The organism is Yersinia sp. Marseille-Q3913 (assembly GCF_963892745.1).
Classification (GTDB): domain Bacteria; phylum Pseudomonadota; class Gammaproteobacteria; order Enterobacterales; family Enterobacteriaceae; genus Yersinia; species Yersinia bercovieri.
On sequence record NZ_CAWQAF010000009.1, the window covers coordinates 23,014 to 44,250 of the forward strand.

A 21,237-nucleotide genomic window follows, 5' to 3' on the forward strand; every position below is an offset into this window, starting at 1 on the left:
ACGATGATATTGCCGCTAACGACTGATATCCGACATCTACATCAGTTAGCCTGGCAACCGGCTAAATTTGCCCACCCTTTATGGCTGGAAAAAATGGGCGTCAAGGCAGAATATTACCACTATGGTCGCAATCACGTGCTGGATAACGCCCTAAATCACGCGCTAATTCGGCAGCGAAAATTTCCCGAACATCCATTGCCTGCCACATTGAGCCAGCAGCAACAGTACCAAATGGCCGGGCATCAACAGTTATTATCTCGCTGTATGGCGCTGGGGTTAGTGCACCTGCAATGTGATGAGTATCTGCGCCTGCGCCACTACCGTGAGGGGTTTTTACCGCTGTTGAATGAGGGAAACATTCGGCAGCTGATGGGGCTGGGCTATCGCGGCCATCTTCCGGCCAGATTAAGCCCCCAACTGCTGCCCAGTGCCGCATTGCGCTTTGGGCATAGTCTCGCGCATCAGGTTCGTCATGACGAAGTGGTCTGGCGGGCCATCTCTATTCAGTTACCGCCCCAGCCCCGTGCACTCTCACTCCCTGCGGCGTTATTGCTCTCGGCTGAACATTGGTTAGCCCGACTGGAGCGTTTGCTGTGAATCCTTTTCATCTCAGGGTCGAGGTGCTCGATTACCCACTGCCGGCGGGCGTGATTATCCCCGCCGCACAGTTGCAAGAAATGGCGCAGTGTCGCGATATTTTGTCTGACGCCCACAGGCAGGCGGCGGAGATACTACAGGCAGCTCGCGCCGAGAAAGCGCAACTATTGGCGCAGGCAGAGCAGCAGGCGGAGCAGTTGATTGATCAGACCCGTAGCCAGATCGAAGCTGATGTGCTGGCGCGGCATATTCGTTGGTTAGTGACCGCCGACCAATTGGCCTCTTCGCTGGTGACTCAGGCTCGTCAGCAGATCTTAACGGCGATCACTTCGGTGGTTACCGCGTGGGCCGGTCAACAAGCCGTGGATCAGATTCTGATCCAGCATCTGCGGGGGCAAGTGGAGGCGCTGGGGCACCAGGATGGCCTGGTTTTGCGGGTTCACCCACAGCACCTTTCGGCGGTAACCGTCGCGCTTGGGGGGCGAGTGCCTTGTCTCGGGGATGAGTGCCTGGCTGAGGATGAAGCGCAATTATCCTCACCTCTACTGCAAATCAGCTTCTCGCTTCGCCGCCACTTAGCGCAACTCTTTCTTTGGCTACAGCTAGCACCCCCACCCCAGCAGGAGCCGACTCATGATCACTGCGAATAATGTCTCAACTGCCACGGTTGCCGAACATTCGCCGGAAAACGGGGCCTTACCGGGGGAGGTCACCCCCGCTAACTCGGTGGTGACCTTAGCCAGCCAGGAGTTGCTTGAGATCCGCCAGGCGGTGTTGGGTGAGAGCATGGAGGAGACGCTGGAGGAGATAGGGCTGAGTCTGGGGTCGCGGCTGAAAGATCAAAAATCGGTTGAGGCCGAGGAGCGCAATCAGCGCCGCCAACAGTTACTGGTGAAGTTGATAGCCCAGCTATCCGACAGCGCCAGCGCCCTGTTGCAGCAGAACATTCCGCCGGATCTGGATATTGCCTTGCTGGTCAGCAAACTCCAGCAAGGGGGGTTATCGGCAGGGCAGCAAATTTTACTTCTCGCCACCCTGCTGGCGAATTGCAAAGGCAATCCGTTACGCCGCCGCAGTTTATCGCAATTACTGGGGCCGCTACTGGAGAGTGAGGGCTGGGAGATAGAGCTATTTGGTTTGCTGGAGTTGGGCAGCGCAGGCAGCCGCTCACTGGGCGCGCTAAAGCAGCTGTTTCAGCAAAGTATTCATCAGAGCGGAGTGTCGGTCACGGAGTGGTTCGAGCGGGTCAGCCGCTGGCCGCAGCGCCAACAACGTGTCCGCGTTTTGATGCGCGCCGTGGCCTTTGATTTAGCCAGCCAGCCACCGCCCAAACAGGGTGAGCGTCTGGCTGCCACCCTAGACCAATTACGCCGCTTGCTGATGTTTCTTGGGCTGGAAGATCACTGCAACTGTGTGGGAAGTAGCTGCGGGGTGGCGGGGGATACCATCCTCAGCGAAGTGCTGGCAGTGGTGGGGCAGCCCTGGCTATTTAATAGCTGGCTAGCGCCACGGGTGGCGATGATAACTGGCCCGGATGCCAACTTGCGGCGGGGATTTATTCGCCGGTTTTATGAGCTGTTCAAGCTGATGCCGGTCGAGTGTTTCAACGATGAGGAGCAGCAAGCACAAATTCTGGCGGTACTGCTGGAGATCTGATTTTACACTTCAGGCGAACGCCCGATAGCCGTAAACCTGTGAGCCTCGTATCTTGTCATTACTCTACTTATCAATAAATTAAGCTAATTACTGACATTGGGTATTAATGGGACACTGGTTATGGAGATGGATTTAGTTGTTACCCGTAACCTACAGCTATTTACCCGCATGACAGAGCTGCCCTGCTCGGTCATCACCACTCGTATGCAGTGGCAGTTAGCGCAGCGGGTGGTTTTTCTTGAGTGGCGATCATCCGCCCTACTGCTGAGTTGCGGTCTACAACATCGGCGCTATAACAGTGATGATCTACTGCGGCTTCAGCAGTGCTGGCGGCTCGAACGATTTAATGGTGTGCCACAGCGCATCTACTTATTGAAAACGGGCATCATGGTCAGTTGCTCGCCGCCCCCACAGACGGGGGCCGAATTTTGGTATCAACTTTATCGCCAACAGTGTGCCTTGTTGCGCCAACTGCCGGGAGAGTGCCCATGAGGGAGTCCGCACTCAAGCGCGGTTTGATGATGATCACTGCGCGGCAGGATATTTTTCTGGCGGTGATGTTATTGGTGGCGATCTTTATGATGATCCTGCCACTGCCCACGGTGATGGTCGATGTGTTGATCGCCATAAATCTGGCCTTCTCAGTCATCCTGCTGATGATCTCCATCTATCTGCGCGATCCGCTCGAATTCTCGGTCTTCCCCTCGCTGTTACTGATCACCACCCTATACCGGCTGGCGCTAACCATCAGTACCACGCGCCTGGTGCTGTTGCAGCATGATGCCGGGCAAATCGTCGAAGCATTTGGTCAGTTTGTGGTCGGCGGTAATCTGGCGGTGGGATTGATCATTTTTACCATCATCACCGTGGTCCAGTTTATCGTGATCACCAAAGGTTCAGAGCGGGTGGCGGAGGTCAGCGCCCGCTTCTCGCTTGATGGTATGCCGGGCAAACAGATGAGTATTGATGGCGATATGCGCGCTGGCGTGATCGACTCTGCCGAGGCGGGTCGGTTGCGGGAGCGAGTACAAAAAGAGAGCCGCCTGTTTGGTGCTATGGACGGGGCGATGAAATTCGTCAAAGGAGATGCGATTGCCGGGATCATTGTCATTCTGGTGAATATCTTTGGCGGCATCACTATTGGTGTACTGCAACATAATATGTCGGCGGAACAGGCGATGCTCACCTATGCGGTGCTCTCCGTGGGGGATGGCCTGTGCGCCCAGATCCCGTCATTGCTTATCTCGATCACCGCCGGGATTATTGTGACCCGCGTCCCCGGTGCTAATAAGCAGAGTCTGGCGAAAGACTTGGCGGTGCAGGTAGGGCGTCAACCTGATGCCCTATGGCTAGCCGCGGGCATCCTGACGGTATTTGCCCTGCTACCCGGTTTCCCCTTCCTGATTTTTATCACACTGGCGCTGCTGGTGGCGGCCCCCGCATTTTTACTCTATCGCAAAAATCACGCCACCCGGCGCACTCATGGGGCTGATAGTGCCGAAGAGAGCGGGGCGGCACCCGCCGATAAAATGACCCCCGGTGCGGTGCCGCTAATACTCTGTTGCGCCCCCAATTTGTACTATCCCCAACTGGGGCTAGATATTGACGGCTTGCGCTGGCGCTGGTTTGAGCACCTTGGCGTACCGCTGCCGGAGGTGATGATCCGTCGTGATCCGGCATTGGCTGAAAATACCTTATCGATCCGCCTCTATCAGGAGTCGGTTTTGACCCTGACACTCCCCTCCGATGAGCTGTTACTGGTTCAACCCACCAGCCAATTAGCAACGCGCAGCCAGAAGTTGGGGGCAAAAATGGGCAGCTTTGAGTGGCTGGCCGCCGAACAGGGCAGTCACGCCAGTACCCTGGGTATCCCTTACGCGCAAGGGGATCAGCGCACCCTTTACTGCCTGACGCGGGTGCTTGAGCGCCATACGGCTGAGTTTATCGGCGTGCAGGAGACCCGCTATCTGATGGATGCCATGGAGGGGCGCTACGGTGAATTAGTCAAAGAGTTACAGCGCCAGATGCCGGTGGGGAAAGTGGCTGAAATACTGCAACGGCTGGTGGAAGAGGATGTGTCGATCCGCGATTTACGCACTATTTTCGGTGCGCTGGTCGCATGGGCACCGAAAGAGAAGGACAGTGTGATGCTGACCGAATATGTCCGCATCGCCCTACGCCGCCACGTGTGTGCCCGCTTTAGTAAAAACAGCGCCTGGTTACCGGTATTGCGGCTGGGGGAGGGGGCAGAGAACTTGATCCGCGAGTCGATTCGCCAGACATCAGCAGGCACCTACTCCGCGCTGGACAATAAACACTCGCGGCTGATCCTCGGCAAAATAACCGCCGCCTTCGCTGAAAACAGTGATGCGGTGCTGCTGACCTCCATCGATATACGGCGTTTTCTGCGCAAAATTGTTGAGCGGGATATTTTCACGCTGCCGGTGCTCTCCTGGCAGGAGCTGGGGGATGAGATGAATATCAGGGTGGTGGATACCATTGAGCTTATCGGCGATGAGCTTGATGAGGGGCCAGGAGGTGAAATTGCTGCAACTACCTGATATCGCAAATTTAAGCGCCCAGTTACAACAACAGTTGCACCTGGCACCCTCTCCGCCAGAGGGCATGGTGTATCGCGGGCCAATACTGGATGTCGGCCCGACTCTGGTCCGCGCCCATCTTCCCGGCGTGGCATTAGGGGAGCTGTGCCAAATCGAATCGCCGGATATGCTAGCGGAAGTGGTCGCCATTGAGCAACAAACGGCGCTGCTCTCCCCCTTTGCCCCCCCTGCGGGCTTGCGCTGCGGCCAGTGGGTGCGCCCACTTGGGCATAGCCATCGTATCCGTACCGGGCCGGATTTGCTTGGGCGAATTCTGGATGGCTTGGGTGTGCCGATCGATAGCGGTCCGCCACTGCGCGGGCATTGGTGTGAGCTGGATAGCGCGCCGCCCGATCCGCTGGCCCGCCAGCCAATAGATCACCTGCTCACTACCGGGATCCGCGCGCTGGATGGCCTCCTGAGCTGCGGTGAAGGGCAGCGGGTCGGCATTTTTGCCGCTGCGGGCGTCGGAAAAAGCACCTTGCTGAGTATGCTATGTGCTGGCAGCAGCGCGGAGGTGATGGTGCTGGCGCTGATTGGTGAGCGCGGCCGCGAAGTGCGGGAGTTTCTGGATCAAGTGCTGACACCCGAAGCGCGCGCCCGCACGGTAGTGGTGGTGGCGACCTCCGATCGTCCGGCACTGGAGCGGCTAAAAGGTATCTATACCGCCACTCGAGTCGCCGAATATTTCCGCGATCGCGGGCTAAAAGTGCTGCTGATGGCGGATTCGCTAACGCGCTATGCCCGCGCGGCCCGCGAGATTGGTCTGGCGGCGGGGGAGCTACCGGCAGCGGGCAGTTTCCCCCCCAGTGTTTTTGCCGCGTTACCCCGGCTTTTAGAGCGGGCAGGCAATAGCGCACAGGGCAGCATTACCGCGTTTTACACTGTGCTGGTGGAGGGGGATGACATGAATGAGCCGGTGGCTGATGAGGTGCGCTCATTATTGGATGGGCACATTGTGCTCTCGCGGAAACTGGCGGGGGCGGGCCACTATCCGGCGATTGATATTGCTGCCAGTGTCAGCCGCATCATGCCGCACATTGTCACTGACGAACATTTGGCACTGGCGCAAAAACTGCGGCGAATGCAGGCCTGCTATCAGGAGATAGAACTGCTGGTGCGGGTAGGTGAATATCAGGCCGGAGATGACCCGCAGGCCGATGAGGCACTCGCGCGCTACCCCACCATCTGTGCCTTTTTGCAACAGGAGAACCGCCTATCGTGCAATCCCGACGCCGTCAGCCTCAGCAGCACACTCGCGCAACTCGCACAGGCGCTGGGCTAAAAAATCCGCAGTTAGTGATGTTGCAGCGCCTGCTAGTGCTGCGGCAACACAAAGAGCGGCGATTGCGCCAGCAATTGGTCCAGCTGCGGCAGGTGTATCAGCAGCGGGAACAGCAATTAGCGGATTGTCGCCGCGAACGGCAGCAGCTATGTCAGCAGCTACAAAAACTGGCGCAGTGGCGCGGTAACTTACTGCCCGCGCAAGCCAGTGCGCAGCGAGAGCGGCAACATGAGTTGTATCAGGCGGAGCGGCAGCGGCAAAAACAGATTGGCGAATGGGTGCTGCTGGGGCAGCAACAACTGGCTGCAATTGAGGCACAACAGGTGCTGTTACGGCGTAATCAACGTGAACAAGAGAAGTTAGGGATGCTAATTAACCATGAGTCGAATCGATATTGAAGGCGCACTATCACTGCTCAGCACGGACCATTTTAGGGGCGATCAGCCGCGTTTAGGCAGTGAGCGGCAACAGCAGCAGTTTGCTCGCTATCTGCCACCACGATTGCGATCCTCGCAAACGATGGCCAATGCCATTGCTTCGGCGAGGGGCGGCAACCCGATGCAGGCAGAGTACGGCATTGTCAGCGGGCCACTCTCCGGCACTCGGGTTAGCGTCACTCTGGCTACCCACGGCCTGAACATTGTGCTCAGCCACACCAATCCTGACCTTGTTGCACGTTTACAGCGGATGCAGGCGCGCTGGCAGCGACAGCTACATACCTTGGGTTTCCCCTGCTTGCTGGAGGTCACTGATGCTGGCGTGTCTGACGGCTGAGTTGCGCCAACTGAGCGCGATGATTGGTCGCGGGCGACAGAGTGCTGGGGTGACGGCCACCTTGATGCTGACCGAGGGCGAGGGGGTCTATCTGCCGCTGAACTATGGTGACCAAGCCTGCGGTATTTGGCTCTCTCGCGCCTGCTGGCAAAACTGGCTGGCCTCGTCACTGGCGACGGATGATCCCCAGCTTCTGGCAAGCGAACTGGTGGTTGCCATGGCGAATTGGGCGCTCAACCCGCTGTTGACCCCACTGCCGGAGCTGGTTATCCACAGCCAACTCCCACAGCCAATGACGCTGTTAAGCCAATGGGCGGTGACACTGGCGTTCGAGCTGGAGGGAGAGCCACTGAGTGCGGTGCTGCTTGATTGGCCGCTGACGGCATTGGCTGACACTTTATCTGAGTGGCAGGGCGAGCAGGCTCCACCGCAAGATATGCAGTGGCAGGCCAGTTTGCTGGTGGGCTGGTGCCGCTTATCACTGAGCCAATTGCAGCAACTCAAACCCGGTGATGGGGTGCGGGTTGCCGCCGCCGCCGCGTTAGAACAAGGAAACTGCTGGTTATGGCAAATGGCCTCGCCGCAGATTTATATCAAGCTGGAGGAGGGGAACCAAATGACCATTCAGCAGATTAATGACGATATCGACCACATGCTGGCACTCGATACCACCGCGCTACCTAAGGAGCCGCAAACCCTGGTGCTCGACCATTTACCGCAAACTCTGGTAATGGAAATTGGGCGGATAGCAGTGCCGCTAGGAGAGATAAAACAGCTGGCTGTCGGGCAAACACTAAATTGCCAGGCCAGCGTCTACGGGGAGGTCAATATTCGCCTCAATGGGCAGCCAGTCGGGAGTGGGAGTTTGTTGCGTTGTGGTGAGGATTTGGTGGTTAGGATCGATCAATGGCACCTTACCCTGCGGCCTTGACGCTACAGCGGTGTTAGCGGCATTCACGCGCCCGAATCACTTACTGGAGTAAGCTCATCGGGACTTGTTCATTTGCTGCCTTGCTGTAACGCCAATGACTTTGGGTACTTCCTGCGGCCTTGACGTTACAGCGGTGTTTTCAGGTCATGACCTGATTCCTGGGAGGATAGACAACAATAATACTGTGGGAACTCATTTTTAACTCAACAGGCCAGCTTCAGCGGAACAGACTATGGAGTTACTGAATTCGTCCTCTCAATTGATTCTGCTGCTTTTTTTTCTATCACTGCTCCCCCTGCTGGTGGTGATGGGGACGTCGTTTCTCAAGTTATCAATCGTCTTTTCATTGCTGCGCAATGCATTGGGGGTGCAGCAGGTTCCCCCCAATATCGCCATTTACGGTCTGGCGCTGGTATTGACCATATTTATCATGGCGCCGGTGGGATTAGATGTACATGCCCGCCTTCAGGATGAGCCGCTACCCAACGACATCGGCGCGTTACTCAAACATATTGATGAACATGCGCTGGGGCCATATCGTGATTTTTTGCAGCGCAATACTGATGCTGAGCAAGTCACTTTTTTTAACGATATCGTCCAAACCAAGTGGCCAGAACGTTTTCGCGATACCGTAAAACCCAGCTCACTGCTGATATTAATGCCCGCCTTTACCCTAAGCCAACTGACGGAAGCATTCAAAATCGGCCTGTTGCTCTACCTGCCCTTTGTGGCGATAGATCTGATAGTTTCCAATATTTTACTGGCGATGGGCATGATGATGGTGTCACCCATCACCATTTCACTGCCATTTAAACTATTGATATTTATACTCGTTAATGGATGGGGGCTGCTGATGGGCCAGTTGGTAGGATCCTACTTATGACCCTCCTCCAGAGACGGTCGCAATGAGCAATGCCATTGTTATTCATCTGGCGACCCAGCTGTTATGGATAGTGCTGCTGCTGTCGATGCCGGTGGTGGTGGTGGCCTCCGTGGTCGGGTTAGTTGTCAGTTTGTTGCAGGCACTCACCCAAATTCAGGATCAGACTTTACAGTTTTTGATTAAGTTGCTGGCGGTATCCGCCACGTTACTGCTTACCTATCACTGGATGGGGTCGACATTGCTCAATTATACCCAGCAGACTTTTTTACAAATCACCAGTATGCGGACCTAATATGCATGATTTCGTGTATTGGCTCGGGGCGCTGGGGTTGGCGATGATGCGCCCCTATGGCATGTTGCTGATCTTGCCACTCTTTACCGCCCGCAGTTTGGGCAGTGCTTTATTGCGCAATGCCTTGATTTTCACCATCGCCCTGCCCATTACCCCCCTCTTTTTTAGCCCATCACTCATGACTCACGAAAGTCTTAGCGCGTGGTTTTGGCTGGTCTGCGCTGAGTTACTGATTGGAGTGATGATTGGCTTTGTGGCCGCCTTACCTTTCTGGGCCATCGACATGGCGGGTTTCCTGATTGATACCTTGCGCGGCGCGACGATGTCGACCCTGTTCAACCCCAGCATGGGCATGGAGTCCTCCATTTTTGGCGTGCTATTTACCCAGCTATTGACTGTGCTGTTTTTGATCTCCGGCGGGTTCAATCTAGTGCTGGGCGCGCTCTATGGCTCCTATGACACCCTGCCGATAGGCAGTGGTATTCATCCCTCATCGGCCATGCTGCCATTTCTACAAAGTGAGTGGCAACTGATGTATGAGCTGTGCCTGAGCTTTGCACTACCCGCGATGATGGTGATGGTGTTAGCGGATTTATCCTTGGGGCTAATTAATCGTTCGGCACAGCAATTGAATGTTTTCTTCCTGGCGATGCCGATTAAGAGTGCACTGGCACTGTTGTTGCTACTCATTAGCCTCCCTTACGCGCTACATCACTACTTGATCGGCATTAACCACACCGAACAGAAATTAAGCACACTGGTGCCACTGATAAGTCAGGCCGCCGATGAGCGGTGAGAGCAGCGAGAAGAACGAAAAGCCGACGGCTAAGCGCCTAAGAGAGGCGCGAGAAAAAGGGCAGGTGATTAAGAGTGTTGAGATCACCTCCGGCGTACAGTTGGTGGTGCTGGTCACTTACTTTCTGCTGACGGGTTACACCTTGGTGGAACAGGCCAAGGTGCTTATTCGCGACACCATCGAGCAGTTACATCAGCCACTGATCATGGCGCTTTCCCATATTGGCAGTGAATGTCTGGCGGTGCTGCTCCACATTATGGGAATACTTGGTGGCGCGCTGGTTTTAGTCACCATCCTCTCTGGTTTGGCGCAGGTTGGGCCGCTATTGGCGACCAAAGCGGTGGAGTTTAAAGGCGAACATATCAATCCCATCAATAACGCCAAGCAGCTTTTTTCACTGCGCAGCCTGTTTGAGTTAACCAAATCACTGCTGAAAGTGGGCGTCCTCACCCTGATTTTCGGCTATTTATTGATGCACTATGCCCCCTCATTGGGTTATCTGGCTTACTGCGGTAGTCAATGTGCCATCCCTGTATTCGCCACATTGATGAGTTGGCTATTGGGCGCACTGATTGCTTGTTACGTGGTTTTCTCTTTGATGGATTATGCTTTTCAGCGCTACAACACCATGAAACAGCTGAAAATGTCTCTAGAGGAGGTCAAGCGGGAGTATAAAGAGAGTGACGGCGATCCGCACATTAAGCAGAAACGTCGGCAGTTGCAGCAAGAGGTGCAAAGTGGCAGTTTCGCAAAAAATGTTCAGCGCGCCACGGCGGTGGTACGTAACCCCACCCATTTTGCCGTCTGTCTGCTTTATCACCCTGAGGACGCGCCGCTGCCGGTGGTGATTGAGAAGGGCCATGGTGAGCGGGCGGCCTTAATTATCAAACTGGCAGAGCAGCAAGGGATCCCGGTGGTGGAAAATATTGCCTTGGCGCGGGCGCTGCATCACGGTGTGACCTGTGGCGAGACCATCCCCGAGCAATTTTTCGAGCCGGTAGCCGCCATTTTACGCATGGCTTTGGCATTGGAGTATCAACCGCCGCAGGACGATGCGCCCTGATCCGCGCGGCATTGTTTCACGTTAGCTCACTCGTTACGTCAGCTCAATTCTTCACGTTATAAGCAATGGGCGCTATCAACTCAATTACCCCATTTTTCAGTAGCTCGACGGGGGGAATGGGCAGCGGCTGGGCGCGTGAAATCAGCACCATGGCTTCGCGATCCAAAATCCTGGCCCCCGAGCTGGAGAATAGCTCGGCGGTTAACACTTTTCCTTGGTGATCAACCACAAAACGGATGTGACTAATCCCCTCCAGACGATAGCGCAATGCCTCGCGTGGGTATCGCTTATAGCGTGAAAGATGCGCCAGTACATCACTTTGCCACGAAGCTTTGCCGCTTATGGCGGCGGCGGCTTCACTGGAGAATGTGGCGGCATTTTTCTGGCTCTCACCCGATAGTGGGGCGCTGGTGGTCGGGGCGGCTTTTTCAGCCACCACTGGCAACGGCGCGTCTGTCCGTGGTTTGACCGGCGTTATTTTCCTCTTCTGCACCACCTTTTCCGGCTTGATGGCATGGGTGCCATTGGGGGCGGCAGTTAGTTTGGGTAGCTCTTCGGGCAGCTTCTCCGGCGGTGCGTCATCCGGTGCGGCCATATTTTGCTGTGGCCCGAGCGGCACATCGAGAGGGGCGGATTTTGCCTGCTGATAGAGTGTCAATTCGATCATCACTGCGGGGGGCAGCATCCCCTGCGGGGCCATTTTTGTGATCCAACCGAGCATCAACGCGGCGGCGAGCATATGCAAGCCGATGCCCAGTAATAAGCTGATACTCCAACGTGTTTTTGGCCGCCCAAGGGGTAACCCCATTTTAATGTTCTGGCGATTTTCTACTGTCGGCATAAGAGTGCCGCTGGCTGCCATCAGGCAGAATAATGTCATTACAGACTCCGCAGGTAATGAGTGATCTGAGTTTATTATTTTGATTAATAACGGTTTTATTGCTTGTTTATGTTTGCGATGTCTCGCAGAAATATTGAATTCTCCGCAGATAATAAGCGACAGATTATACAAATCAATAAACATATTGATAGTTATTGTGATTATCATTTGCATTTGATCGACGTTTTCGCTTATAACCGCCAGCCTTAGAAGTGTGAAGCCGTTAGGTATTCACCTCATATTTTACTCACTGTTTTATTGCTCTTTTTCTTTATTGTTCTTTTTCACCAGCAAGATGTGAACCACTGGATTGATGTACCTGATGCCGCAGGGTTTTGCGTGACTGCCCGCACGCCGACAATCTGAGGCTGTACTCTCTAACGGATGCCTTCATGGATAAACCGCCATCAAACAAAGTGAGTCTGGCTTACCAGAGCACTTATGGTCAGTTGGTCAGCTTCTTTCGCAAAAGGCTGGATAATGCCAGTGACGCCACGGATCTGTCGCAAGATGTCTTTGCGCTGTGGCTAAAGCGGGCGAAAGAGACGCCAGTGGAGCATTCGCGGGCATTTCTTTTTAAGATTGCCCACCGAGTGTTGATTGACCATTGGCGAGCCGCAGGCAAGCAGCGCAGAGTGTTAGCGCAGAGCCATGAAGAGGTGTCACCGGAGCCTCAGATGGCACCGGCTGGCGCAGATCCGCAGCATGTGCTGGAGCAGCAGCAGCGGCTGAGCCGATTGGAAGAGGCGCTAAACAGTCTAAGTCCGCGCCGCCGCGAGGCTTTTTTGATGCATCGCTTTGATGGCCTGTCGCAGATTGAGGTGGCGGAGAGAATGGGCATTTCTGTCAGTATGGTCGAAAAACATATCGCGGGCGCGTTACTGCATTGCAAGCGCCACGTTGCTGAACAGGGGAGTGGGCAACATGATGAGTGATAGTCGTGAAATCGATGAACAGGCGGCGCTGTGGTTCAGCCGCAGTCAGGCGCGGCGCTTAACCAATGAGGAGCAGCGGCAACTGAAAACCTGGCTGCAAAGCTCCCCCTCCCATGCCGAGGCTTTTCGCCAGATGCAGCAGCTGTGGAGTGATTGCGCATTGATCCCTCGCCCCGCCAGCGCCCCGCAACCGAAAAAACACGCCAGCCGTTGGCGGCCCCTGCGCAGTTGTGCCGCTGGGCTATTTTTCCTGTTCGCCCTGCTGCTGCCAATGAGTCAACTGCCGCTGTTACTGACCAATGATATTCAACTGCAAACCGCCAATAACAGCCGCGAAATCGTGCTGTCGGACGGCAGCCGAGTTCATGTGAATCGCCATTCACAAATCCGTGTTCACTACGCGAAAGAGAACCGCCAGCTCTGGCTGGATCAGGGGGAAATCTACCTGCAAGTGGCCGCCAATAAAACCCGCCCCTTCCTGGTGTATGCTGGAGAGAGTCAGGTGAGGGTGGTGGGCACTGCATTTGAGGTGCGTTTTGAGGCGGGCGAAGTGGCGGTGGCCGTCAAGCAAGGCATTGTCGCCATGACCGGAAGACCCAATATGGCGGCGGTGATGCTACACGCCGGTGATCGTGCGCAGCTGTTGCCAGAGAAAAAACGCCTGTTACTCAGTCAGTTGCCGGTGGCTGAAATTGGTGAGTGGCGCAGCGAGCAACTGCTGTTCCGTAACCGCCCACTGGGTGAGTTGCTCGCTGAATTGCGGCGCTATCGGCCGGGCAACATTGAGCTTATTGATGCCAGTTTGGCGCAGTTACCGGTATCCGGTTCGCTGGATCTAAATCGTCCTGATGAGTTCCTCGACTCACTACCGCTACTGTTGGCGGTGAATGTGACTTATGACGGCAAAGGTAACGTGCTGATTTCGCGTGATTTAAATAAAAAACAGTAAAAAGTAAAAAATAATTAATTTTATAGGTGAGGATAATTCTCATTATCACGTCTTCCCTGATGCTGGTGCTTATTGGCATGGCATTGACATTTCTTAGGGAAGAAATAGCGTGATGATAAAAAATAAGAATAAATATTCTGGGATGCCTGTTCTCTCTGCTCTGGTGCTGGCTACGCTATTGGTCACGCAGGGAGTGACGGCGGCGGATTTGCAGCTCAATCTGGTCGCTCAACCATTGGCGAATGCCATTGCCAATGTGGCCCGCCAGGGCCAACTGCATGTTATCTTTGATGAATCTGAGTTGCGTCATCTGCGCGCGCCCGCCTTAAGCGGCAGCTACAGCCCACAAGGCGCATTGCAGCAATTGCTGGCGGGCAGTGGATTGGAGCTGGTCGCCAGTGGCAAGGGGTATGTGATCCGCCCGGTGCAGGCGGCAGGTGTCAATGCCGGCAGCATGGTGCTGCCAACCACCTCGGTCATGGGCGAGGCTGGTGGGCGTGCTGCCGTGGATAACCTGATGTCAGCCCCGCAGCTGGTCACCTCCGAAGAGATCCGCCAGCGCCCGACCGGCAACGGCAATATCACCGAATTACTGCGCACCAACCCCGCAGTTCAATTCTCCAATAGCGGCAACACCAGCCTGACGCAGGGCGAAATCAAACCCGGCGCTATCTCGATTCATGGCTCGTCGAGCTATCAAAACGCCTACAAATTGGATGGCGTCAGCTTCAATAATGACATCGATCCCGCCAGTGATGGCAACGGCGAAACCATTACCCGTGTCGACAGTGGCGATCAGGGGATGTACATCGACAGCCGCCTGATTGATAGCATGAATGTTTTCGATAACAACATTCCAGTGGAGTATGGCGGTTTTACCGGCGGCACTGTGGATGTGACCAGCCGCCGCTGGCGTGGCGAGAACAGCGGGCATCTGTACTACCGTGAAACTCGCTCGGCGTGGAACAAGGTTTTCACTGATCCAGATATGCAGTTCGACAGTGCGAAAAACGATACCAGCCGCCCTGCGCGCTATCAGCCCAAGTACAATAAGCAAAGTTTTGGTGGCTGGTTTGAAGCTGGTATCACCGACAACATGGGCATCGTGTTCTCCGCCTCACAGCGCCTCTCCGATATTCCAAGCTACACTTCCGGCGGCGACGGCTTGCAGTTAGGGCCGAATAATGAGCTGGAGGTGGTCTCCGCGACGCCGGGCTATCGCAGCCAGAAACGAGTGTCGGATAACTATTTTGCCAAGCTATCCTGGGATGCCAACGAGCGCACCAGCGCCCATCTCTCCGCCAACTACTCGGCTTACACCAGCACACTCTTCTCCAGCAGCGTGATTAACTCCGGCTATGACAATGACCATAACGGTTTGAGCACCACGTTACAGTTGGAGCACCGTTTTGATATCGCCAGTCTGGACTTCACCGCCGGTTATCAGCAGTTGACCGACGAACGTACCAATGATGTGAAAGACTTTTATACCCTGGAAGACTACATCACCGATTGGCGTAATCCGCAATTTTATAACAATGGCGGGCAGGGGGATTTGACCACCCGCCAGAACAGCGCCACGGCGAAAGGGGTGCTGCGCTTTAATGAGTTCACCGCATTGGGTCTGCAACACTCACCCAATCTTGGTTTTGAATTCAACAAAACTGACGCCCGCTATACCCGTGATCGCGACTACTACCGCTACAAATTCAGTGGGTCGGCGGATGATGTTGCTTCACTGACTGAGGCCAGTTACATCACCCGTTTTCGCGCCGGTAACTATGAAGCGGGCTACACCAACTACGCGCTGTTTTTGGATGACAGTATGCAGTATGGCCGTTTGACGGTTCGCCCCGGTGTGCGTTTGGATCGCGATGATTTTGTTCAGAAAACCAATATCGCACCGCGCCTGAGCAGTAGCCTCGATCTGTTTGGCACCGGCGATACCGTGCTGATAGCCGGGGCCAACCGCTATTATGGTCGCTCGATGCTGACTTATGCTTTGTACGAAGCGCAAAACGCGGGCATGGAACACTGCTACTACTTCTGCTCGCTGGATCCATCAGAAAATGATTGGGATGGGGTGAAAGATTTTGAAGGTATCGACAGCTTATCGACCCCCTATAACGATGAGCTGAGCTTCGCCCTTCAGCAGCAAGTGATGCAGAGCGTCTGGCGCTTACAGTATGTGCACCGCGAAGGTTACGACGAAGTGCGCAGCCGCACTAAATACCGCAACCCCAATAGTGCGGCCCAGGCTCGTATCCGCACCTTTGATAATGGTGGGCGCAGCAGCAACGACAGCGTTTCACTCTCGGTCAGCAACAGCAAACCCTGGGAGCTGGCCTCGACCACTCATGCTTTTACCGGCTCACTGAGCTGGCAGCAAAGTAAGAGCAATACCCCGAAAGATCAGGGCTATGCCTTCTTTGATCCGAACACCAAGCTGGACTCCGACAAAGTGTGGTACGACGGCAAAGTGATCAATGCCGCCGACCTGCCATCGACCAACTTTAACTCGCCATGGCGGCTCAATCTGGAGCTAACCAGTGAGTGGCAAGAGTACAACCTCACTTTCTATAACCTGTGGCAATGGCGCAGTTCGCGCAGTCAGGCGGTGCGCTATCAAAATGAGTATTACACCGACATCAACACCGGCACGCAGATGCTGAAATATGAGAAAACGCACTTTGCCAGCAACTTTATCTGGGACAGCAAAGTGACCTGGCAGCCTGATTTTGCTTATGGCGTCGGGATCTCGGTTGAGGTGAATAACCTGCTGAACAAACGCAATGTGGCCGACACCTTTGTGTATGGCGACCGCGTGCTGCACTCCTATGATCCGGGCCGTCAATTCTGGCTGCAACTGAGTTACGATCTCTAACCTATTGATAAACAGTGACCTAACCCATCGGGTTGCCCAGATGGCGGCCCGATACTTTTTGTTCTGACGATGCGGAACACATGCTTGCAGTTTATTTATGAAACCCATTTATTTATGAAAGTAATTTATTGATGAAAACACTGAGACAATTCTATTACCTGGCCAGGCCGTTTTGGGGCATCCGCTCAGCACTGCTGGCCTGGCTGTTGCTGCTGGTGGTGTTGGCGCTTAGCCTCTCTTCGGTTTGGTTTAATGTGCAGCTTAACCAGTGGAATGGCGAGTTTTACAATGCATTGCAGCAATTGAACAGTCAGGCGCTGTATCGTTTGCTACAACACTTTATCTTGCTGGTCAGCGCCCTGATCCTGGTGGTGGTGTTTGCGGATTACCTGAAACAGCGACTCATCATGCGCTGGCGGACGGGCATGACCGAGCACATTCTGGCGCGCTGGCTGTCCCATAAAGGCCAGCATTATGCATTGAAAATCAATGCACTGGTGCCGGATAACCCCGACCAGCGCATTGCCGAAGATGTCCGGCTGCTGATTGAGTCCAGCCTGCGCTTGCTCATCACCTTCCTGCACTCCTTGCTCACCCTGATTTCGTTCGCCACCATCTTATGGCAACTCTCCGGCAGCATCAGCTTCTCGCTGGCTCAGCACAGTTTCACACTGCCCGGCTATATGTTCTGGGTCTGCATCCTCTACACCCTGATTGGTATTGGCCTGACGCACTGGATTGGTTATCCGCTGCGCCAGCTAAATATGGATCGTCAGCGGCGTGAGGCGGATTACCGCAGTGGGCTGATTGCCCGCCGCGAAGCCAGTGATGCCATCGCCGGACAGCGGGGCGAGCAACATGAGCGCGGGGCGCTGTTACAACATTTCCGCGCGGTGGCCGATAACTGGTATCAACTGATCCGCTACGAAAAAAACCTCTCATTCTTCACTGTCGGCTATCAGCAACTCAGTGCGCTGGCGCCGATTTTCTTTGCGCTGCCGAAGTTTCTGGCGGGTGAACTGCTGCTAGGCGGATTGATGCAGATCCGCCAATCCTTCGCGCAGGTGGCGGGGGCCTTGGGCTGGTTTATTTTCTCCTATCGAGAAATTGCCGCGTGGCAGGCTACGGTGACCCGCTTATACAACTTTGTGGTGCTGCTGGATGCCGAACCGACCAGCCCGGTGGAGAGTGCGCCGGAGGGTGGTTTGCCGCTGCGGGCCACACTGGATCTGCACACCGCCGATGGCGCGCTGCTGCTGAGCAATATCCGGATCACTGCCACTGCGGGCAGCCTGACGCTGATTCAGGGGCGCTCAGGAATAGGCAAATCCACCTTGCTGCGCACCCTGAGCGGCCACTGGCCCCATTATCAGGGCCGAATTCAGCGCAGTGACAGTGTGAGTTGGCTCCCCCAGCGCCTCTATCTGCCCCATGAGCGGCTGGACGATCTGCTCTCCTATCCGGCGCAGCGCAGTGATTTCAGCACCGAACAACTCCAGCAGGCACTGGTGCAGGTCGGTTTGCCGCAACTGAACTACCAGTTGGCCCTCTCCACTGACTGGCAGCAGCGCTTATCGGGCGGCGAGCAGCAGCGGCTGATGTTTGCCCGCTTATTGCTGAATAAGCCACGGCTGATTTTACTGGATGAAACCACCTCAGCACTGGATGCCGCCAGCGCCTGCCAGCTATTGCGCTTACTGCGGCAACAACTGCCAGACAGCGCAGTGCTGCTGGTGAGTCACCAAACTTTTCTGGCTGAGGTAGCCGACCATCAATACTGCCTCGATGATTTATCCGATGCGATTCAAGGAGTTGCTACACCATGCTTAACCGATTAGTGCGAGTCCACGCCCTTTACCTGTTGTTGGCGTGGGTGATGCTGGCGTGGGGTCTGCCCGCGTCTGCGGCTGAGACTTCAGCGATGCAGGAGCAAAAACTGCCGATGCGGGCCGATCTCCAGCACCTCACGCTGGACAATGGCTTGCAGTTATACCTGCTGCCGCGTGACCAACCCGGCGTGGAGTTGCGCCTGCTGGTCAATAGCGGCTCGCTACAAGAGAGCGAACAACAGCGCGGATTGGCGCATTTTGTCGAGCATATGGCCTTCAAAGGCACGACGCACTTTCCCGGCACCAGCAGCTTTAAATCGCTGGAGAAACAGGGGATTGCACTGGGGAGCCATGTCAATGCTGTCACCAGTCTGAATGCCACCACCTATAAGTTGTCACTGCCGAACGCCGATGAAAAACAGCTCACACTGGGGCTGCGGATTTTAGCCGACTGGGCGCAGGGCATCAGCTTTGAACCGACGGCATTTGATAAAGAGCGGCAGGTGATTGTGGAGGAGTGGCGCTTACGTCAAGGGGTGGGGTTCCGCATCAATCAGGCATTGGAGCGCTTGCGCTATCACGGCAGCCGCTATGGCGAACGTGATCCTATTGGTTTGCTGGATGTGGTGCGGCAAGCGCCGGTCAGTGAGGCGGTCAATTATTATCAGCAATGGTATCAGCCGCAACGGATGGCCTTGGTGGTGGTGGGCCGGTTTGATGTGGATAATTTGCGCCAGCAGATCAAAACGTTATTCGCGATGCCCGCCCCTCAACAGCCCGCGCGCGATGATGCCCACTGGCAGAGTTTTGCCCCACAATCGGGCTTACTGCTCAGCACGGTATTTGATGCTGAGCAAGGGACGCGCATTATTCAACTCGCGCTACAACGTGATTTGGCGGTCCCGCTGAATAGTGCCAATGGGCAGTGGCGCGACCTGCTGGATACCTTGTGGCTGACCATTTTTAACCAGCGGCTATCATTGCTGGTGGATAACGATCTGTTATCGGTCGCGAGTATCAATCAGCAAGGCGCACTACTGGATAACCGCCGCATTCAGCACCTGATGATTGCCCGACCACAAGGCAGCGACTATAACGGCACCCTGCGCCAGCTATTCACCGAGCTGCAACGGATGGCGACTACGCCTGTGAGCGACGCCGAGTTGAAGGCGGCGCGTCAGCAAATCCTAACGAAACTGAGCCAGCAGGCCGCCGGAGAGAGCCGCTATCAGCATGATTATCTGGCGGATAATCTCACCACCGCCATTGAATTTGATCTGCCGATGCTCAACAAACAGCAGCAACTGGCGATGACCAAAAGCTGGCTAGAGGCGATTGACCCGCAACATGTTCAGGCGCAAGTGGCTGAATTACTGGAGAAAGGCTCGGCCCGTTTAGCACTGATTGGCCCTGACAGTGATCAATCGCAGGTGGATAAAAAGCTGCTGGCGGATATGTGGAGCAGCATCCGTCAGAGTACGCCGGGGGCATTCACCCTGAAACCGAAACCGGTCACTCTGACGGTGACACCGCCGACCGCTGGTAAAGTGGTGCAGCGCCAGACCTTGCCGATCCCTGATACCCAGCTCTGGACCCTGAGCAATGGCATTCGGGTGATTATCAAAGCCAATAACCGCCTAAAAGATGACGTGCAGCTATCACTGCGCATCCCTGGCGGGCGGTCACTGGAGGAGGATAGGCATATTGGCGAGGTGAACTGGGCGATGCGACTACCCGAAGTGAGTGGTTACGGCCAGTACAACCCGCGCCAGTTGGCGCAGTTAGCCAAGCAAGCTGAGGTGGCCATCGCACCTTATGATGAGATGCTGTTCCATGGTTTACGCGGCTCGGCACCGGCTGACAAGCTGGAGTCGCTGCTGCAATTGCTCTACCTGAAGATCACTGCCCCTCAGTTTGCCGCAGATAAACTTACGCAGCAAAAACAGTCATTTGCGCTGGGGTTAGAGAAACAGCCAGTCGAGCGCCGCTTCCTCGATAGCATCACCCAGGTTGGCTATCAACATGGCGAACGGCTGCTGGTCACGGCGACGGGGCCGTGGCGTGATTTTACTGTGGCGGGGCTTGAACAGCGCCACCGCCAGCTATTTGCTGCCACGCAGGATATGACGGTGACACTCAGTGGTGCGCTGGATGAGAAACGCCTTCAGCCGTTGGTAGAGAAGTGGTTAGGCGGCCTGCCACGGAGTGAGCAGCGCTTGCACTGGCGCGATTTGGCGATAAAGCCGCTGAATCAGGCGATGAGCCACGACTATCCGCTGGCGAGCAGCCCGAAAACCATGGTCAGTATGCAGTTCTCGGCTGAGGCGCAATGGTCGCAGCCGAATCAACTGGCGTTACAGCTATTGGATAAAGCCGTCACCTTGCGGCTACGTTATGCCATGCGCGAGCAGGCCAGCGGCATCTACACCTTGGGCTTCTCGCAGCTACTGGCAAAACTGCCGCAGCCTTACTATCTGGCGCGACTCAACTTTACGTCAGCCCCTGAACGGGCGCAGGAGATGGCGCAGATGGCGCAAAAAGTTTTGCAGCAAATCGCCGCTGAGGGCGTCACACAATCGGAGCTGGATAAGGCGAAAAAAGCCTGGTGGATTGAGCAGGACGCCAGCCGTACCAGTGCCAGCTATTGGACTGATGCACTGGCGCAGGTCGCCAGTGATGACGGCAACTTTGCACTGTTGGCACAAGAGGAGCCGCAGCTGAAGGCCGTCACCCTCCAGCAGATCAATGAGTTAGCCGCGCAATGGTTGGGGCGTAATCCGAAAGTCTTTAGTTTGAGTCCGGCGAAAACCTAACTAATAAGGGAATAGAGTCTTCCGAAAAATGGATATGTTTTACCCTCGCTAATAAGGGAATAAGAATGTA

19 protein-coding genes are annotated in these 21,237 nt (G+C 55.3%); 18 read left to right on the plus strand and 1 reads right to left on the minus strand.

Annotated features, from left to right (window positions below; all coding sequences use genetic code 11):
* The first annotated feature begins 3 nt into the window (after window positions 1-3).
* The 13 genes from AACW11_RS04470 (at window position 4) to AACW11_RS04530 (ending at window position 10,877) form a co-directional block, all read left to right on the plus strand.
* A complete protein-coding gene (locus AACW11_RS04470) occupies window positions 4-597 on the plus strand; it encodes a type III secretion system domain-containing protein (protein WP_212586128.1) in 594 nt (197 codons plus the stop codon).
* Complete coding sequence (gene sctL, locus AACW11_RS04475; RefSeq protein WP_212586129.1) at window positions 594-1,247, plus strand: type III secretion system stator protein SctL; 654 nt, start codon at window positions 594-596, stop codon at window positions 1,245-1,247. The genes AACW11_RS04470 and sctL overlap by 4 nt, the downstream gene beginning before the upstream one ends.
* Entirely contained in the window at window positions 1,231-2,253 is a 1,023-nt protein-coding gene (locus AACW11_RS04480) for a TyeA family type III secretion system gatekeeper subunit (RefSeq protein ID WP_212586130.1), read from the plus strand. Before sctL ends, AACW11_RS04480 begins: the two co-directional genes overlap by 17 nt.
* Before the next feature lie 120 nt (window positions 2,254-2,373).
* Window positions 2,374-2,745, plus strand: coding sequence for a type III secretion system protein (locus tag AACW11_RS04485; RefSeq protein WP_212586131.1), 372 nt, complete (start codon window positions 2,374-2,376; stop codon window positions 2,743-2,745).
* The gene (locus AACW11_RS04490) at window positions 2,742-4,814 is read left to right on the plus strand and encodes an EscV/YscV/HrcV family type III secretion system export apparatus protein (RefSeq protein WP_212586132.1); all 2,073 of its coding nucleotides are present in this window, start codon (window positions 2,742-2,744) and stop codon (window positions 4,812-4,814) included. Before AACW11_RS04485 ends, AACW11_RS04490 begins: the two co-directional genes overlap by 4 nt.
* Window positions 4,801-6,138 carry an EscN/YscN/HrcN family type III secretion system ATPase gene (locus AACW11_RS04495; RefSeq protein ID WP_212586170.1) on the plus strand — a complete coding sequence of 446 codons (1,338 nt, stop codon included), beginning with the start codon at window positions 4,801-4,803 and terminating at the stop codon, window positions 6,136-6,138. Before AACW11_RS04490 ends, AACW11_RS04495 begins: the two co-directional genes overlap by 14 nt.
* Before the next feature lie 17 nt (window positions 6,139-6,155).
* Complete coding sequence (locus AACW11_RS04500; protein WP_212586171.1) at window positions 6,156-6,536, plus strand: type III secretion protein; 381 nt, start codon at window positions 6,156-6,158, stop codon at window positions 6,534-6,536.
* Window positions 6,517-6,912: a hypothetical protein gene (locus tag AACW11_RS04505; RefSeq protein WP_212586133.1), complete on the plus strand. Its 396-nt coding sequence runs from the start codon at window positions 6,517-6,519 to the stop codon at window positions 6,910-6,912. Before AACW11_RS04500 ends, AACW11_RS04505 begins: the two co-directional genes overlap by 20 nt.
* On the plus strand, window positions 6,890-7,843 hold the full coding sequence (locus AACW11_RS04510; protein ID WP_212586134.1) for a YscQ/HrcQ family type III secretion apparatus protein: 954 nt from the start codon (window positions 6,890-6,892) through the stop codon (window positions 7,841-7,843). Before AACW11_RS04505 ends, AACW11_RS04510 begins: the two co-directional genes overlap by 23 nt.
* A gap of 232 nt (window positions 7,844-8,075) precedes the next feature.
* Complete coding sequence (sctR, locus tag AACW11_RS04515; protein ID WP_212586135.1) at window positions 8,076-8,726, plus strand: type III secretion system export apparatus subunit SctR; 651 nt, start codon at window positions 8,076-8,078, stop codon at window positions 8,724-8,726.
* 22 nt (window positions 8,727-8,748) lie between these two features.
* Complete coding sequence (locus tag AACW11_RS04520) at window positions 8,749-9,018, plus strand: EscS/YscS/HrcS family type III secretion system export apparatus protein (RefSeq protein ID WP_212586136.1); 270 nt, start codon at window positions 8,749-8,751, stop codon at window positions 9,016-9,018.
* Between the two features lies 1 nt (window position 9,019).
* The gene (locus AACW11_RS04525; RefSeq protein WP_212586137.1) at window positions 9,020-9,814 is read left to right on the plus strand and encodes an EscT/YscT/HrcT family type III secretion system export apparatus protein; all 795 of its coding nucleotides are present in this window, start codon (window positions 9,020-9,022) and stop codon (window positions 9,812-9,814) included.
* A complete protein-coding gene (locus tag AACW11_RS04530; protein WP_212586138.1) occupies window positions 9,804-10,877 on the plus strand; it encodes an EscU/YscU/HrcU family type III secretion system export apparatus switch protein in 1,074 nt (357 codons plus the stop codon). Before AACW11_RS04525 ends, AACW11_RS04530 begins: the two co-directional genes overlap by 11 nt.
* A 43-nt stretch (window positions 10,878-10,920) precedes the next feature.
* Here the strand turns inward: AACW11_RS04530 and AACW11_RS04535 are convergent, their stop codons facing one another.
* The gene (locus tag AACW11_RS04535) at window positions 10,921-11,685 is read right to left on the minus strand and encodes a TonB family protein (RefSeq protein ID WP_212586172.1); all 765 of its coding nucleotides are present in this window, start codon (window positions 11,683-11,685) and stop codon (window positions 10,921-10,923) included.
* Between the two features lie 464 nt (window positions 11,686-12,149).
* Here AACW11_RS04535 and AACW11_RS04540 point away from each other — a divergent pair, with 464 nt between their 5' ends.
* From AACW11_RS04540 to AACW11_RS04560, 5 genes are all read left to right on the plus strand, one after another.
* The gene (locus tag AACW11_RS04540; protein WP_212586139.1) at window positions 12,150-12,692 is read left to right on the plus strand and encodes an RNA polymerase sigma factor; all 543 of its coding nucleotides are present in this window, start codon (window positions 12,150-12,152) and stop codon (window positions 12,690-12,692) included.
* A complete protein-coding gene (locus tag AACW11_RS04545; protein WP_212586140.1) occupies window positions 12,682-13,641 on the plus strand; it encodes a FecR family protein in 960 nt (319 codons plus the stop codon). The genes AACW11_RS04540 and AACW11_RS04545 overlap by 11 nt, the downstream gene beginning before the upstream one ends.
* A 112-nt stretch (window positions 13,642-13,753) precedes the next feature.
* Window positions 13,754-16,525 (plus strand): TonB-dependent receptor, encoded by a 2,772-nt coding sequence (locus tag AACW11_RS04550; protein ID WP_212586173.1) that lies wholly within the window; start codon window positions 13,754-13,756, stop codon window positions 16,523-16,525.
* Window positions 16,526-16,656: 131 nt separating this feature from the next.
* Window positions 16,657-18,363: an ABC transporter ATP-binding protein/permease gene (locus AACW11_RS04555; RefSeq protein WP_212586141.1), complete on the plus strand. Its 1,707-nt coding sequence runs from the start codon at window positions 16,657-16,659 to the stop codon at window positions 18,361-18,363.
* Window positions 18,348-21,167, plus strand: a complete 2,820-nt coding sequence (locus AACW11_RS04560) for a M16 family metallopeptidase (RefSeq protein ID WP_445285801.1) — start codon at window positions 18,348-18,350, stop codon at window positions 21,165-21,167. The genes AACW11_RS04555 and AACW11_RS04560 overlap by 16 nt, the downstream gene beginning before the upstream one ends.
* Window positions 21,168-21,237: the final 70 nt, after the last annotated feature.

What these genes read in the sequence shown, in the direction of transcription:
- AACW11_RS04485 (WP_212586131.1), top strand. Translation starts at nt 2,374, where the DNA reads ATGGAGATGGATTTAGTTGTTACCCGTAACCTACAGCTATTTACCCGC.
- AACW11_RS04470 (WP_212586128.1), top strand. Translation starts at nt 4, where the DNA reads ATGATATTGCCGCTAACGACTGATATCCGACATCTACATCAGTTAGCC.
- AACW11_RS04540 (WP_212586139.1), top strand. Translation starts at nt 12,150, where the DNA reads ATGGATAAACCGCCATCAAACAAAGTGAGTCTGGCTTACCAGAGCACT.
- AACW11_RS04545 (WP_212586140.1), top strand. Translation starts at nt 12,682, where the DNA reads ATGATGAGTGATAGTCGTGAAATCGATGAACAGGCGGCGCTGTGGTTC.
- AACW11_RS04550 (WP_212586173.1), top strand. Translation starts at nt 13,754, where the DNA reads ATGATAAAAAATAAGAATAAATATTCTGGGATGCCTGTTCTCTCTGCT.
- AACW11_RS04520 (WP_212586136.1), top strand. Translation starts at nt 8,749, where the DNA reads ATGAGCAATGCCATTGTTATTCATCTGGCGACCCAGCTGTTATGGATA.
- AACW11_RS04535 (WP_212586172.1), bottom strand. Translation starts at nt 11,685, where the DNA reads ATGGGGTTACCCCTTGGGCGGCCAAAAACACGTTGGAGTATCAGCTTA.
- AACW11_RS04530 (WP_212586138.1), top strand. Translation starts at nt 9,804, where the DNA reads ATGAGCGGTGAGAGCAGCGAGAAGAACGAAAAGCCGACGGCTAAGCGC.
- AACW11_RS04560 (WP_445285801.1), top strand. Translation starts at nt 18,348, where the DNA reads ATGCTTAACCGATTAGTGCGAGTCCACGCCCTTTACCTGTTGTTGGCG.
- AACW11_RS04555 (WP_212586141.1), top strand. Translation starts at nt 16,657, where the DNA reads ATGAAAACACTGAGACAATTCTATTACCTGGCCAGGCCGTTTTGGGGC.
- AACW11_RS04510 (WP_212586134.1), top strand. Translation starts at nt 6,890, where the DNA reads ATGCTGGCGTGTCTGACGGCTGAGTTGCGCCAACTGAGCGCGATGATT.
- AACW11_RS04480 (WP_212586130.1), top strand. Translation starts at nt 1,231, where the DNA reads ATGATCACTGCGAATAATGTCTCAACTGCCACGGTTGCCGAACATTCG.
- AACW11_RS04500 (WP_212586171.1), top strand. Translation starts at nt 6,156, where the DNA reads ATGTTGCAGCGCCTGCTAGTGCTGCGGCAACACAAAGAGCGGCGATTG.
- AACW11_RS04505 (WP_212586133.1), top strand. Translation starts at nt 6,517, where the DNA reads ATGAGTCGAATCGATATTGAAGGCGCACTATCACTGCTCAGCACGGAC.
- sctR (WP_212586135.1), top strand. Translation starts at nt 8,076, where the DNA reads ATGGAGTTACTGAATTCGTCCTCTCAATTGATTCTGCTGCTTTTTTTT.
- AACW11_RS04525 (WP_212586137.1), top strand. Translation starts at nt 9,020, where the DNA reads ATGCATGATTTCGTGTATTGGCTCGGGGCGCTGGGGTTGGCGATGATG.
- AACW11_RS04490 (WP_212586132.1), top strand. Translation starts at nt 2,742, where the DNA reads ATGAGGGAGTCCGCACTCAAGCGCGGTTTGATGATGATCACTGCGCGG.